At 50.4% G+C, this 11,203-nt stretch carries 25 protein-coding genes; 1 reads left to right on the forward strand and 24 read right to left on the reverse strand.

Features of this window, described 5'->3' with window-relative positions; all coding sequences use genetic code 11:
* Positions 1 to 2: 2 nt before the first annotated feature.
* The 21 genes from rplO to rpsJ form a co-directional block, all read right to left on the reverse strand.
* On the reverse strand, positions 3 to 437 hold the full coding sequence (gene rplO, locus ACR6JA_RS19690; RefSeq protein ID WP_008457184.1) for a 50S ribosomal protein L15: 435 nt from the start codon (positions 435 to 437) through the stop codon (positions 3 to 5).
* Positions 438 to 440: 3 nt separating this feature from the next.
* On the reverse strand, positions 441 to 620 hold the full coding sequence (rpmD, locus tag ACR6JA_RS19695) for a 50S ribosomal protein L30 (protein WP_004846568.1): 180 nt from the start codon (positions 618 to 620) through the stop codon (positions 441 to 443).
* A 6-nt stretch (positions 621 to 626) separates the two neighbouring features.
* Entirely contained in the window at positions 627 to 1,127 is a 501-nt protein-coding gene (rpsE, locus tag ACR6JA_RS19700) for a 30S ribosomal protein S5 (RefSeq protein WP_008457179.1), read from the reverse strand.
* 14 nt (positions 1,128 to 1,141) lie between these two features.
* Positions 1,142 to 1,495: a 50S ribosomal protein L18 gene (gene rplR, locus ACR6JA_RS19705; protein WP_008457177.1), complete on the reverse strand. Its 354-nt coding sequence runs from the start codon at positions 1,493 to 1,495 to the stop codon at positions 1,142 to 1,144.
* Between the two features lie 9 nt (positions 1,496 to 1,504).
* Complete coding sequence (gene rplF, locus ACR6JA_RS19710; protein ID WP_008457175.1) at positions 1,505 to 2,038, reverse strand: 50S ribosomal protein L6; 534 nt, start codon at positions 2,036 to 2,038, stop codon at positions 1,505 to 1,507.
* 13 nt (positions 2,039 to 2,051) lie between these two features.
* On the reverse strand, positions 2,052 to 2,444 hold the full coding sequence (gene rpsH / locus ACR6JA_RS19715; protein WP_008457173.1) for a 30S ribosomal protein S8: 393 nt from the start codon (positions 2,442 to 2,444) through the stop codon (positions 2,052 to 2,054).
* A 33-nt stretch (positions 2,445 to 2,477) separates the two neighbouring features.
* Positions 2,478 to 2,783, reverse strand: a complete 306-nt coding sequence (rpsN, locus tag ACR6JA_RS19720) for a 30S ribosomal protein S14 (protein ID WP_008457171.1) — start codon at positions 2,781 to 2,783, stop codon at positions 2,478 to 2,480.
* Positions 2,784 to 2,797: 14 nt separating this feature from the next.
* A complete protein-coding gene (rplE, locus tag ACR6JA_RS19725; protein WP_008457169.1) occupies positions 2,798 to 3,337 on the reverse strand; it encodes a 50S ribosomal protein L5 in 540 nt (179 codons plus the stop codon).
* 14 nt (positions 3,338 to 3,351) lie between these two features.
* Positions 3,352 to 3,666: a 50S ribosomal protein L24 gene (gene rplX / locus ACR6JA_RS19730; RefSeq protein ID WP_007724317.1), complete on the reverse strand. Its 315-nt coding sequence runs from the start codon at positions 3,664 to 3,666 to the stop codon at positions 3,352 to 3,354.
* Between the two features lie 10 nt (positions 3,667 to 3,676).
* Positions 3,677 to 4,048, reverse strand: coding sequence for a 50S ribosomal protein L14 (rplN, locus tag ACR6JA_RS19735; RefSeq protein ID WP_008457164.1), 372 nt, complete (start codon positions 4,046 to 4,048; stop codon positions 3,677 to 3,679).
* A gap of 166 nt (positions 4,049 to 4,214) precedes the next feature.
* Positions 4,215 to 4,469 carry a 30S ribosomal protein S17 gene (gene rpsQ, locus ACR6JA_RS19740; RefSeq protein ID WP_008457160.1) on the reverse strand — a complete coding sequence of 85 codons (255 nt, stop codon included), beginning with the start codon at positions 4,467 to 4,469 and terminating at the stop codon, positions 4,215 to 4,217.
* On the reverse strand, positions 4,469 to 4,660 hold the full coding sequence (gene rpmC, locus ACR6JA_RS19745; protein WP_008457158.1) for a 50S ribosomal protein L29: 192 nt from the start codon (positions 4,658 to 4,660) through the stop codon (positions 4,469 to 4,471). The genes rpsQ and rpmC overlap by 1 nt, the downstream gene beginning before the upstream one ends.
* On the reverse strand, positions 4,660 to 5,070 hold the full coding sequence (gene rplP, locus ACR6JA_RS19750; RefSeq protein ID WP_002438716.1) for a 50S ribosomal protein L16: 411 nt from the start codon (positions 5,068 to 5,070) through the stop codon (positions 4,660 to 4,662). The genes rpmC and rplP overlap by 1 nt, the downstream gene beginning before the upstream one ends.
* A gap of 12 nt (positions 5,071 to 5,082) precedes the next feature.
* Positions 5,083 to 5,781, reverse strand: coding sequence for a 30S ribosomal protein S3 (gene rpsC / locus ACR6JA_RS19755; protein ID WP_006817277.1), 699 nt, complete (start codon positions 5,779 to 5,781; stop codon positions 5,083 to 5,085).
* Positions 5,782 to 5,798: 17 nt separating this feature from the next.
* Positions 5,799 to 6,131 (reverse strand): 50S ribosomal protein L22, encoded by a 333-nt coding sequence (gene rplV, locus ACR6JA_RS19760; protein ID WP_002919773.1) that lies wholly within the window; start codon positions 6,129 to 6,131, stop codon positions 5,799 to 5,801.
* Positions 6,132 to 6,145: 14 nt separating this feature from the next.
* Positions 6,146 to 6,424, reverse strand: a complete 279-nt coding sequence (gene rpsS / locus ACR6JA_RS19765; RefSeq protein WP_001138115.1) for a 30S ribosomal protein S19 — start codon at positions 6,422 to 6,424, stop codon at positions 6,146 to 6,148.
* Between the two features lie 16 nt (positions 6,425 to 6,440).
* Positions 6,441 to 7,262 (reverse strand): 50S ribosomal protein L2, encoded by an 822-nt coding sequence (rplB, locus tag ACR6JA_RS19770; RefSeq protein ID WP_008457150.1) that lies wholly within the window; start codon positions 7,260 to 7,262, stop codon positions 6,441 to 6,443.
* Positions 7,263 to 7,279: 17 nt separating this feature from the next.
* Positions 7,280 to 7,582 (reverse strand): 50S ribosomal protein L23, encoded by a 303-nt coding sequence (gene rplW, locus ACR6JA_RS19775; RefSeq protein ID WP_008457148.1) that lies wholly within the window; start codon positions 7,580 to 7,582, stop codon positions 7,280 to 7,282.
* Complete coding sequence (gene rplD, locus ACR6JA_RS19780) at positions 7,579 to 8,184, reverse strand: 50S ribosomal protein L4 (RefSeq protein WP_008457145.1); 606 nt, start codon at positions 8,182 to 8,184, stop codon at positions 7,579 to 7,581. Before rplD ends, rplW begins: the two co-directional genes overlap by 4 nt.
* Before the next feature lie 10 nt (positions 8,185 to 8,194).
* Positions 8,195 to 8,824 (reverse strand): 50S ribosomal protein L3, encoded by a 630-nt coding sequence (gene rplC, locus ACR6JA_RS19785; RefSeq protein WP_006178923.1) that lies wholly within the window; start codon positions 8,822 to 8,824, stop codon positions 8,195 to 8,197.
* A 31-nt stretch (positions 8,825 to 8,855) separates the two neighbouring features.
* A complete protein-coding gene (rpsJ, locus tag ACR6JA_RS19790; protein WP_001181005.1) occupies positions 8,856 to 9,167 on the reverse strand; it encodes a 30S ribosomal protein S10 in 312 nt (103 codons plus the stop codon).
* A 388-nt stretch (positions 9,168 to 9,555) separates the two neighbouring features.
* Here rpsJ and ACR6JA_RS19795 point away from each other — a divergent pair, with 388 nt between their 5' ends.
* Entirely contained in the window at positions 9,556 to 10,035 is a 480-nt protein-coding gene (locus ACR6JA_RS19795) for a prepilin peptidase (RefSeq protein ID WP_494494414.1), read from the forward strand.
* A gap of 48 nt (positions 10,036 to 10,083) precedes the next feature.
* On the opposite strand, the gene bfr is transcribed toward ACR6JA_RS19795, so the two are convergent.
* From bfr to ACR6JA_RS19810, 3 genes are all read right to left on the reverse strand, one after another.
* Entirely contained in the window at positions 10,084 to 10,557 is a 474-nt protein-coding gene (gene bfr / locus ACR6JA_RS19800) for a bacterioferritin (RefSeq protein WP_008457137.1), read from the reverse strand.
* 71 nt (positions 10,558 to 10,628) lie between these two features.
* The gene (bfd, locus tag ACR6JA_RS19805) at positions 10,629 to 10,823 is read right to left on the reverse strand and encodes a bacterioferritin-associated ferredoxin (protein WP_008457135.1); all 195 of its coding nucleotides are present in this window, start codon (positions 10,821 to 10,823) and stop codon (positions 10,629 to 10,631) included.
* Between the two features lie 213 nt (positions 10,824 to 11,036).
* Positions 11,037 to 11,203: EF-Tu C-terminal domain-related protein (locus ACR6JA_RS19810; RefSeq protein WP_072134342.1), on the reverse strand; the 167-nt coding region annotated here is incomplete at its 5' end.

Below are 11,203 nucleotides of genomic sequence, written 5' to 3' on the forward strand. Positions count from 1 at the left end.
ACTTATTCCTCGATTTTACCGCCAGCAGCTTCGATAGCAGCACGAGCGCCTTTGGTCACACGCAGGCCGCTAACAGTTACCGGACGAGTTACCTCACCAGACAGGATCACTTTCGCGAACTCGATCTGAATACCGATAATGTTTGCTGCTTTCAGCGTGTTCAGGTCAACTACGTCGCCTTCAACTTTCGCCAGATCGGACAGACGAACTTCTGCCGTGATCATTGCTTTGCGAGAGGTGAAACCGAATTTCGGCAGACGACGGTACAACGGCATCTGACCACCTTCGAAACCACGACGTACGCCACCACCAGAACGAGAGTTCTGACCTTTGTGACCGCGACCGCCGGTTTTACCGAGGCCAGAACCGATACCACGACCCAGACGCTTGGAAGCGTGCTTAGACCCTTCGGCCGGAGACAGAGTATTTAAACGCATCTCTTACTCCTCAACTTTAACCATGTAGGAAACCGCGTTGACCATACCGCGTACAGCAGGAGTATCCTCGCGCTCTACGGTGTGGCCAATACGACGCAGACCCAGGCCAAGCAGCGTTGCCTTGTGTTTCGGCAGACGACCGATTGCACTGCGGGTTTGAGTGATTTTAATAGTCTTTGCCATGGTCAATTACCCCAGAATTTCTTCAACGGATTTACCACGCTTGGCAGCGACCATTTCTGGAGATTTCATATTCGCCAGGCCATCGATAGTTGCACGAACCACGTTAATCGGGTTAGTGGAACCATACGCTTTAGCCAGGACGTTATGAACACCAGCGACTTCCAGGACGGCGCGCATTGCACCACCGGCGATGATACCGGTACCTTCGGAAGCCGGCTGCATGAACACGCGGGAACCTGTGTGCACGCCTTTAACAGGGTGCTGCAGGGTGCCGCTGTTCAGCGCGACGTTAATCATGTTGCGACGGGCTTTTTCCATCGCTTTCTGGATCGCTGCTGGAACTTCACGCGCTTTACCGTAACCAAAACCAATACGACCGTTACCGTCGCCTACCACTGTCAGAGCAGTGAAGGAGAAAATACGACCGCCTTTAACGGTTTTAGATACGCGATTTACCGCGATCAGCTTTTCCTGCAGTTCGCCAGCTTGTTTTTCGATGTGAGACATCTTACACCTCTACCTTAGAACTGAAGGCCAGCTTCACGGGCAGCATCTGCCAGTGCCTGGACACGACCATGATATTGGAAACCAGCACGGTCAAAAGCAACAACGGTGATGCCTTTTTCCAGAGCGCGCTCAGCAACAGCTTTACCTACAGCTGCAGCGGCGTCTTTGTTTCCAGTGTACTTCAGTTGCTCAGTGATAGCTTTTTCTACAGTAGATGCAGCTACCAGAACTTCAGAACCATTTGGAGCAATTACCTGTGCGTAAATATGACGCGGGGTACGATGTACCACCAGGCGAGTTGCACCCAGCTCTTTGAGCTTGTGACGTGCGCGGGTCGCACGACGGATACGAGCAGATTTCTTATCCATAGTGTTACCTTACTTCTTCTTAGCCTCTTTGGTACGCACGACTTCGTCGGCGTAACGAACACCCTTGCCTTTGTAAGGCTCAGGACGACGGTAGGCGCGCAGATCAGCTGCAACCTGACCGATCATCTGCTTATCAGCGCCTTTCAGCACGATTTCAGTTTGAGTCGGACATTCAGCAGTGATACCCGCAGGCAGCTTATGCTCAACAGGGTGAGAGAAGCCCAGGGCTAAATTCACCACGTCGCCTTTAACGGCTGCACGATAACCTACACCAACCAGCTGCAGCTTCTTAGTGAAGCCTTCGGTAACACCGACAACCATTGCGTTCAACAGCGCACGAGTGGTACCCGCTTGGGCCCACGCGTTTGCAAAGCCTTCGCGCGGAGCGAAAGTCAGAGCATTTTCAGCGTGTTTAACTTCAACAGCATCGTTGATAGTACGAGTCAGCTCGCCGTTTTTACCTTTGATCGAAATAACCTGACCGTTGAGTTTTACCTCTACGCCTGCAGGAACAACGACCGGTGCTTTAGCAACACGAGACATTTTATTCCTCCAATTACGCTACGTAGCAGATAATTTCGCCACCAAGACCAGCCTGGCGCGCTGCACGATCAGTCATAACACCTTTAGAGGTAGAAACGACAGCAATACCCATGCCGGCCATAACTTTAGGCAGCTCATCTTTTTTCTTATAGATGCGCAGGCCTGGGCGGCTGACTCGCTGAATGCTCTCTACCACAGCCTTGCCCTGGAAATACTTAAGAGTCAGTTCCAGTTCAGGCTTGATGTCGCCTTCAATTTTAAATTCTTCAATATAACCTTCTTCCTTCAGCACGTTGGCGATTGCCACTTTCAGCTTGGAGGAAGGCATGGTGACCGCAACTTTGTTCGCGGCCTGACCGTTACGGATACGGGTCAGCATATCCGCGATCGGATCTTGCATGCTCATCTGTCTCTACTCCCGTGATTCAATTGGTGACAATTACCAGCTAGCCTTTTTCAAGCCAGGTACTTCACCGCGCATGGCGGCTTCACGTAACTTGATACGGCTCAACCCGAACTTGCCCACATAACCATGTGGACGACCAGTCTGGCGGCAGCGTTTACGCTGACGGGACGGGCTGGAATCACGCGGCAGAGTTTGCAGCTTGAGAACAGCGTTCCAACGGTCTTCGTCGGTCGCGTTCACATCAGAAATGATAGCTTTCAGTTCTGCGCGTTTAGCGAAGAATTTTTCAGCCAAAGCAACGCGCTTTACTTCGCGTGCTTTCATTGATTGCTTAGCCATGAAGTAACCCTACCTTACTTGCGGAACGGGAAGTCAAAGGCAGCCAGCAGAGCACGGCCTTCATCATCAGATTTCGCAGTAGTGGTAATGGTAATATCCAAACCACGGACGCGATCGACTTTGTCGTAATCGATTTCTGGGAAGATGATCTGCTCACGGACACCCATGCTGTAGTTACCACGACCGTCGAAAGACTTAGCGGACAGGCCACGGAAGTCACGGATACGAGGTACAGCAATAGTGATCAGACGCTCAAGGAACTCCCACATGCGTTCGCCACGCAGAGTTACTTTACAGCCGATCGGATAGCCCTGACGGATTTTGAAGCCTGCAACAGATTTGCGTGCTTTGGTGATCAACGGCTTTTGACCGGAGATTGCTGTCAGATCAGCTGCTGCGTTATCCAGCAGTTTCTTGTCAGCGATCGCTTCACCAACACCCATGTTCAGGGTGATCTTCTCGACCCGAGGGACTTGCATGACAGAATTGTAGTTAAACTCAGTCATGAGTTTCTTAACTACTTCGTCTTTGTAGTAATCATGCAGTTTCGCCATCGTACTACTCCAAATTACTTGATAGTTTCGCTGTTAGATTTGAAGAAACGGACTTTTTTGCCGTCTTCGAATCTAAAGCCTACACGGTCAGCCTTGCCGGTTGCCGCGTTGAAGAGAGCAACGTTAGAAACCTGAATTGCAGCTTCTTTTTCAACGATGCCACCTGGTTGGTTCAGGGCCGGAACCGGCTTCTGATGTTTCTTAACCAGGTTGATACCTTCAACAATGACCTTGCCGGAAGACAGGACATTTTTTACTTTACCGCGTTTACCTTTATCTTTACCGGTTAACACGATAACTTCGTCATCACGACGGATTTTCGCTGCCATGATTCGCTCCTTAGAGTACTTCTGGTGCCAGAGAGATAATTTTCATGAACTTCTCATTACGCAGTTCACGAGTTACCGGCCCAAAAATACGCGTGCCGATTGGCTGCTCACTGTTATTATTTAAAATAACGCATGCATTGCCATCGAAGCGAATGACAGAACCGTCCGGGCGACGAACACCCTTCTTGGTGCGCACCACTACCGCTTTCAGCACATCGCCTTTCTTCACCTTACCGCGAGGAATTGCTTCCTTGATGGTAATTTTGATGATGTCGCCGACGCCTGCGTAGCGACGGTGCGAGCCACCCAGAACCTTGATACACATTACGCGACGCGCGCCGGAGTTGTCGGCCACGGTCAGCATAGTCTGTTCTTGGATCATTTCAGTGCTCCGCTAATGTCAACTACTACTTCGGGACCTGGAAATCAGGTCGTTAAAAAGCCCCATAAACGAGGGCGCGGCATTATAACACCGGTTCCAGGATATGGGTAGAAAAAATAAACGGCTCATCGCTGAGCCGTTTATTTGTTTGAGAAAGGGTACTGTATTACAGAACCGCTTTCTCTACAACGCGAACCAGCGTCCAGGACTTAGTCTTGGACAGCGGACGGCATTCGCGGATTTCAACCACGTCACCGATACCGCATTCGTTGTTCTCGTCATGTACGTGCAGTTTGGTCGTACGCTTGATGAATTTCCCGTAGATCGGGTGCTTCACAACACGTTCGATGGCAACAACAATGGATTTCTCCATTTTGTCGCTGACAACGCGACCTTGCAGAGTACGGATTTTATCGGTCATTACGCACCCGCCTTCTGAGTCAGTAAAGTCTTAACACGTGCAACATCACGACGAACCTGCTTCAGCAGGTGAGTCTGTTGCAGCTGGCCACTTGCAGCCTGCATGCGCAGATTGAACTGCTCACGCAGCAGGTTCAGCAGCTCGGTGTTCAGCTCTTCGACGCTCTTTTCACGCAGCTCTTTTGCTTTCATTACATCACCGTCTTAGTTACAAAGGTGGTTTTGATAGGCAGTTTTGCTGCTGCCAGCTTGAAGGCTTCACGGGCCAGCTCTTCAGGTACGCCGTCCATTTCATACAGGACTTTACCTGGCTGGATCAAGGCAACCCAATACTCCACGTTACCTTTACCTTTACCCATACGCACTTCAAGCGGCTTTTCGGTAATCGGTTTGTCCGGGAATACACGGATCCAGATCTTACCCTGACGCTTAACTGCACGGGTCATTGCACGACGTGCTGCTTCGATCTGACGGGCAGTCAGACGACCACGGCCAACAGCTTTCAGACCGAAAGTGCCGAAGCTAACATCCGTACCCTGCGCCAGACCACGGTTGCGGCCTTTGTGCACTTTACGGAATTTTGTACGCTTTGGTTGTAACATCAGCGACTCTCCTTACTTACGGCCTTTACGCTGCTGCTTTTTAGGTTGAGCAGCCGGTTCCGGTTGTTCAACAGCAGCCATACCACCCAGGATCTCACCTTTGAAGATCCATACCTTAACGCCGATTACACCATAAGTGGTGTGCGCTTCAGAGGTGTTGTAGTCGATGTCAGCACGCAGAGTGTGCAACGGCACGCGACCTTCACGGTACCATTCGGTACGTGCGATCTCGGCGCCGCCCAGACGGCCGCTAACTTCAACTTTGATACCTTTAGCGCCCAGACGCATTGCGTTCTGTACAGCACGCTTCATCGCACGACGGAACATCACACGACGCTCCAGCTGAGAAGTGATGCTGTCAGCAACCAATTTTGCGTCCAGTTCAGGTTTACGAACTTCGGCGATATTGATCTGTGCAGGAACGCCAGCGATATCCGCTACGACCTTGCGCAGTTTTTCTACGTCTTCACCTTTCTTACCGATAACGATACCTGGGCGAGCAGTGTGAATGGTCACACGGATGCTCTTAGCAGGACGCTCGATAACGATACGAGATACAGACGCCTTAGCCAGTTCCTTAGTCAGGTACTGACGTACTTTAAAATCGCTGTCCAGGTTGTCAGCGAATTCTTTGGTGTTCGCAAACCAGGTTGAGTTCCATGGTTTTACAATACCCAGGCGAATACCATTAGGATGTACTTTCTGACCCATTGCTAGTCTCCAGAGTCTCAGCGATCGGACACAACCACAGTAATGTGGCTGGTGCGCTTCAGGATGCGATCTGCACGACCTTTTGCACGAGGCATAATGCGCTTCATGCTAGGGCCTTCGTCTACGAAGATTTTCGCGACTTTCAGATCGTCAATGTCAGCGCCATCGTTGTGTTCAGCGTTAGCAATGGCAGATTCCAGTACTTTCTTAACCAATACAGCCGCTTTCTTATTGGTGTAGGTCAGAATATCCAGAGCCTGCGACACTTTCTTACCGCGAATCAGGTCAGCAACAAGGCGAACCTTCTGAGCAGAAGAACGAGCATGGCGATGTTGAGCTAAAGTTTCCATCTCTTCCTCCTACCTTATTTCTTCTTCGCTTTTTTATCAGCAGCGTGGCCGCGATAAGTACGAGTCGGTGCGAATTCACCCAGTTTGTGACCGACCATTTCGTCGGAAACAAAGACTGGAACGTGCTGACGACCATTATGGACAGCGATGGTCAAACCGATCATGTTAGGAAAGATCGTTGAACGACGGGACCAAGTGCGCAGGGGCTTCTTGTCACCGCTTTCCACCGCTTTCTCTACCTTCTTCAGCAAGTGCAGGTCAATAAAAGGACCTTTCTTGAGAGAACGTGGCATGGCTTATCCTCTAAAATTATTTGCTACGGCGACGTACGATAAATTTATCAGTACGCTTGTTGCTGCGGGTCTTCTTACCTTTGGTCTGAACGCCCCACGGAGATACCGGGTGCTTACCAAAGTTACGACCTTCACCACCACCATGTGGGTGATCGACTGGGTTCATCGCGGTACCGCGAACGGTAGGACGAACACCACGCCAGCGAGCAGCACCTGCTTTACCCAGAACGCGCAGCATATGCTCAGCGTTGCCAACTTCGCCCAGGGTCGCGCGGCAGTCAGCTTCGACTTTACGCATTTCACCAGAGCGCAGGCGCAGGGTAACGTAAGCACCATCACGAGCAACGATCTGCACGTAGGTACCAGCGGAACGAGCCAGCTGACCGCCTTTACCTGGTTTCATTTCTACGTTATGAACGGTAGAACCAACCGGGATATTGCGCATCGGCAGGGTGTTACCCGCTTTGATTGCAGCATCAACGCCAGACTGAATCTGGTCGCCAGCTTTCAGGCCTTTAGGGGCCAGGATGTAACGGCGTTCGCCATCTTTGTACAGAACCAGCGCGATGTTCGCGGAACGGTTCGGATCGTACTCAAGACGTTCAACAACTGCCGGGATACCATCTTTGTTGCGTTTAAAGTCAACAATACGGTATGCCTGCTTGTGACCACCACCGATATGACGGGTAGTGATGCGACCATTGTTGTTACGGCCACCGGATTTGCTGTTTTTTTCCAGCAACGGAGCAAAAGGCTTGCCCTTGTGCAGCTCAGGGTTAACCACTTTAACTACGTGGCGACGACCCGGAGATGTCGGTTTACATTTAACAACTGCCATTGTCTTTCTCCTCCGACTTACTCAGCGCCGCCGACGAAGTCCAGATTCTGGCCTTCCTTCAGGGTGACGTAAGCTTTTTTCCAGTCGCTACGACGACCAACACGCTGTCCGTGACGTTTAGTTTTCCCTTTAACTACCAAGGTGTTAACGTCTTTAACTTCAACTTCGAACAGCTTCTGTACAGCAGCAACGATCTCTGCTTTGGTCGCGTCAGTCGCAACTTTGAGTACGATGGTGTTGGTTTTTTCCATCGCGGTAGACGCTTTTTCAGATACGTGCGGCGCGCGCAGTACTTTCAGCAGACGTTCTTCACGGATCATGCCAGCATCTCCTCAACTTGCTTAACTGCTTCCGCAGTCATAACGACTTTGTCGAAGGCGATCAGGCTAACTGGGTCGATTGCAGCTACATCGCGCACGTCAACCTTATGCAGGTTACGAGCAGCCAGGAACAGATTCTCATCCAGTTCACCGGTCACGATCAGCACATCTTCCAGAGCCATATCTTTCAGTTTCTGAGCAAGCAGCTTGGTTTTCGGTGCTTCAACAGAGAACTGCTCAACAACGATCAGACGATCCTGACGTACCAGTTCGGACAGGATGCTTTTCAGCGCTCCGCGGTACATCTTTTTGTTAACTTTTTGACTGTGGTCCTGCGGGCGAGCAGCGAAGGTTACGCCACCGGAACGCCAGATCGGGCTCTTGATAGAACCAGAACGCGCACGGCCGGTACCTTTCTGGCGCCACGGCTTTTTGCCGGAACCAGTTACTTCAGCACGGGTCTTCTGAGCACGAGTACCCTGACGGGCGCCTGCTGCATAAGCAACAACAACCTGGTGTACCAGCGCTTCGTTGAAGTCACGACCGAAGGTAGTTTCGGAAACAGTCAGCGCGCTTTGCGCGTCTTTCAATACTAATTCCATTGCTATCCCCTTACGCCTTCACAGCTGGTTTAACGATCAGGTCGCTACCGGTTGCACCCGGGACCGCACCTTTCACCAGCAGCAGGTTGCGCTCAGCGTCAACACGTACTACGTCCAGGCTCTGAACAGTGACACGTTCGTTACCCAGCTGGCCTGCCATTTTCTTGCCTTTGAACACTTTGCCCGGAGTCTGGTTCTGACCGATAGAACCCGGAACGCGGTGAGACAAGGAGTTACCGTGGGTAGCGTCCTGGGTACGGAAGTTCCAGCGCTTAACGGTACCTGCGAAACCTTTACCTTTAGAGGTACCGGTTACGTCAACTTTTTTAACGTCAGCAAACAGTTCAACGCTAATGTCCTGACCTACGGTGAACTCTTCGCCTTCAGCAAGACGGAATTCCCACAGACCACGGCCAGCTTCAACGCCAGCTTTAGCGAAGTGACCAGCTTCCGGCTTGGTTACACGGTTAGCTTTTTTAGCGCCAGTGGTCACCTGAACAGCACGGTAGCCGTCGTTAGCCAGGTCTTTAACCTGAGTAACACGGTTTGCTTCTACTTCGATTACGGTTACTGGGATAGAAACGCCGTCTTCAGTGAAGATACGGGTCATACCCACTTTTTTACCGACTAAACCAATCATTGTTTCAACCTCTCAATCGTCAATGACCTGATTAACCCAGGCTGATCTGCACGTCTACACCGGCAGCCAGATCCAGACGCATCAGAGCATCAACGGTTTTCTCAGTTGGCTCAACGATGTCAACCAGACGCTTGTGAGTGCGGATCTCGTACTGATCACGCGCGTCTTTGTTGACGTGCGGGGAGATCAGAACGGTAAAGCGCTCTTTGCGGGTCGGCAGCGGGATCGGACCACGGACTTGCGCACCAGTGCGCTTAGCAGTCTCGACGATTTCCGCAGTTGATTGATCGATCAGACGATGATCAAACGCTTTAAGGCGGATACGGATTCTTTGGTTCTGCATGAGACCAGAGCTCCAATTATTTTATAGACGAAAAAAATTACTACTCGCATCCATTACGATTGATGGAGGAGTGTAATCGTTCATACATAGTCCCCCAATTGGGAACATTGTTTGATAGCAACTGAATTGCTTCGACTGACTGCTATCAGGGTTCATATTGAACCAGCGGTCTATTAAGACAGCCCGCGCATTATACGGGTTTCAAGGCAGCTTGCAAGTCATATGGGTTGAAATTTCACCGACACCCTGCATTTAGTGAGTTTCACGCCTTACCTTCCCTATATCTTCGAGGCATTTCGCATTATCACACGCCAAATTAGAAGGTTGATAGGTTTAGACAGCACAACCACGTAGCATCCCAGGACTTAATCCTCAGCGGGATAAAAAGATGATACTTACCGACATACAGATAGCCTGGCTACTCCCCGTCGCTGCGTTGCTCTATTTTTGCCTGGCTCTGGCGCTAAGCTTGAGTGATTTCAAAACCATGCTTCTACCAGACAGACTTACCCTACCCTTACTGTGGCTGGGATTGTTGTTTCATAGTCTGGTTAACCCCCACCATGTTCATCATGCCGTATTCGGCGCGATAGCCGGCTACCTCTTCCTGTGGGTTATCTTTCAAGTATTCCGTTATGCTACCGGCAAAGAAGGATTAGGTTATGGTGATTTCAAACTGCTGGCGGCAATTGGAGTCTGGAGCTACTGGCAGCATCTGCCTCTCATCGTCGCTTTGGCATCGTCCCTGGGCATCGCTTATGCCGGAATACTTTATTTGATTAGGTGTCGTGAAAGCGCTGAAATGCCTTTTGGCCCCTGGCTTGCGCTCTCAGGATGGGGAAATTTTTGCTGGCAGGTGTTTGGATAAGGTTTCAAAGAAGACAGAGGGAAATCCCTCTGTCTTGATCATACGGGGTTACTCTTCGCGTATCTGGGCCTGCAGGTAGTTCTGAATGCCCAGCTTCTGAATGAGGTCCAGTTCCGTTTCGAGCCAGTCGATATGGCCTTCTTCATCGGCCAGAATTTCGATCATCAGGTCACGACTCACATAATCATGCACTTTATCGGCATAGGCGATGGCTTCACGCAAATCCTTTGCACCATCCAGTTCCAGCCTCAGGTCAGAGCGAAGCATTTCTTCGACATCCTCCCCAATACCCAGCTTGCCGAGGTCCTGCAGATTTGGAATGCCTTCGAGGAAGAGAATACGTTCGATGTACTTATCGGCGTGCTTCATTTCATCGATGGACTCGTGGTACTCAACGTCGTTCAGACGTTTTAATCCCCAGTTTTTGAACATGCGGGCATGCAGAAAATACTGGTTAATCGCGACAAGCTCGTTTCCCAATAATTTATTGAGATAATTTATTATCTTAACATCACCTTTCATTTTGACATCCTCCGCTTCCACTTATTGAAGCGTAGATGTCCCAGGGTGTAAGTCAAAAAAATGAGCGTGTTTTAAGCGATCTCTTTAAATTCCGGGATCTGCATCAGTTCGTCTTGCATGATTTCACGCGCCTGTCGAACGCACTTCCCGCACTGATTTCCCACCGGGATAAACTTTCTAAGTTGCTGAAAAGACTGCGGGTGATGTTGTCGCACCGCCTGACGAATTGTCTTATCGCTTACACCGTTACACAAGCAAACGTACATGATCACTCCCGCTCAAAAACTGCGCAAATTGTAAATGAGAATGATTGGCTTTACAAGGAGTACGGCGGGCAGAAGACAGAGAATGGTAATCAAATGCAAAAACTGATGCCAACTGCAGTAAGCGATCGCTTTCACTGGCAAACAGCAAATTTCAAACATAAAAAAGGGCATCCTAAGATGCCCTTTTCACTATTGCATTAAAGTATCAGAGGATTAGCTCAGAACTTTTGCAACAACACCAGCGCCAACGGTACGGCCGCCTTCACGGATTGCGAAACGCAGACCGTCGTCCATCGCGATTGGGTGGATCAGGGTAACAACCATTTTGATGTTGTCGCCTGGCATTACCATCTCTACGCCTTCTGGCAGTTCGATGGTAC

This window comes from Cedecea sp. B1(4), from assembly GCF_059414925.1.

Bases quoted from the DNA above. Each gene is read 5' to 3' on its own strand.
- rplC (WP_006178923.1), bottom strand. From the start codon at position 8,824: ATGATTGGTTTAGTCGGTAAAAAAGTGGGTATGACCCGTATCTTCACT.
- rplN (WP_008457164.1), bottom strand. From the start codon at position 4,048: ATGATCCAAGAACAGACTATGCTGACCGTGGCCGACAACTCCGGCGCG.
- rplR (WP_008457177.1), bottom strand. From the start codon at position 1,495: ATGGATAAGAAATCTGCTCGTATCCGTCGTGCGACCCGCGCACGTCAC.
- rpsQ (WP_008457160.1), bottom strand. From the start codon at position 4,469: ATGACCGATAAAATCCGTACTCTGCAAGGTCGCGTTGTCAGCGACAAA.
- bfr (WP_008457137.1), bottom strand. From the start codon at position 10,557: ATGAAAGGTGATGTTAAGATAATAAATTATCTCAATAAATTATTGGGA.
- rpmD (WP_004846568.1), bottom strand. From the start codon at position 620: ATGGCAAAGACTATTAAAATCACTCAAACCCGCAGTGCAATCGGTCGT.
- rplF (WP_008457175.1), bottom strand. From the start codon at position 2,038: ATGTCTCGTGTTGCTAAAGCACCGGTCGTTGTTCCTGCAGGCGTAGAG.
- rpsS (WP_001138115.1), bottom strand. From the start codon at position 6,424: ATGCCACGTTCTCTCAAGAAAGGTCCTTTTATTGACCTGCACTTGCTG.
- rplP (WP_002438716.1), bottom strand. From the start codon at position 5,070: ATGTTACAACCAAAGCGTACAAAATTCCGTAAAGTGCACAAAGGCCGC.
- rplB (WP_008457150.1), bottom strand. From the start codon at position 7,262: ATGGCAGTTGTTAAATGTAAACCGACATCTCCGGGTCGTCGCCACGTA.
- rplE (WP_008457169.1), bottom strand. From the start codon at position 3,337: ATGGCGAAACTGCATGATTACTACAAAGACGAAGTAGTTAAGAAACTC.
- rpmC (WP_008457158.1), bottom strand. From the start codon at position 4,660: ATGAAAGCAAAAGAGCTGCGTGAAAAGAGCGTCGAAGAGCTGAACACC.
- rplD (WP_008457145.1), bottom strand. From the start codon at position 8,184: ATGGAATTAGTATTGAAAGACGCGCAAAGCGCGCTGACTGTTTCCGAA.
- rplW (WP_008457148.1), bottom strand. From the start codon at position 7,582: ATGATCCGTGAAGAACGTCTGCTGAAAGTACTGCGCGCGCCGCACGTA.
- rplO (WP_008457184.1), bottom strand. From the start codon at position 437: ATGCGTTTAAATACTCTGTCTCCGGCCGAAGGGTCTAAGCACGCTTCC.
- rplX (WP_007724317.1), bottom strand. From the start codon at position 3,666: ATGGCAGCGAAAATCCGTCGTGATGACGAAGTTATCGTGTTAACCGGT.
- bfd (WP_008457135.1), bottom strand. From the start codon at position 10,823: ATGTACGTTTGCTTGTGTAACGGTGTAAGCGATAAGACAATTCGTCAG.
- rpsH (WP_008457173.1), bottom strand. From the start codon at position 2,444: ATGAGCATGCAAGATCCGATCGCGGATATGCTGACCCGTATCCGTAAC.
- rpsJ (WP_001181005.1), bottom strand. From the start codon at position 9,167: ATGCAGAACCAAAGAATCCGTATCCGCCTTAAAGCGTTTGATCATCGT.
- rpsN (WP_008457171.1), bottom strand. From the start codon at position 2,783: ATGGCTAAGCAATCAATGAAAGCACGCGAAGTAAAGCGCGTTGCTTTG.
- rpsC (WP_006817277.1), bottom strand. From the start codon at position 5,781: ATGGGTCAGAAAGTACATCCTAATGGTATTCGCCTGGGTATTGTAAAA.
- rplV (WP_002919773.1), bottom strand. From the start codon at position 6,131: ATGGAAACTTTAGCTCAACATCGCCATGCTCGTTCTTCTGCTCAGAAG.
- rpsE (WP_008457179.1), bottom strand. From the start codon at position 1,127: ATGTCTCACATCGAAAAACAAGCTGGCGAACTGCAGGAAAAGCTGATC.
- ACR6JA_RS19795 (WP_494494414.1), top strand. From the start codon at position 9,556: ATGATACTTACCGACATACAGATAGCCTGGCTACTCCCCGTCGCTGCG.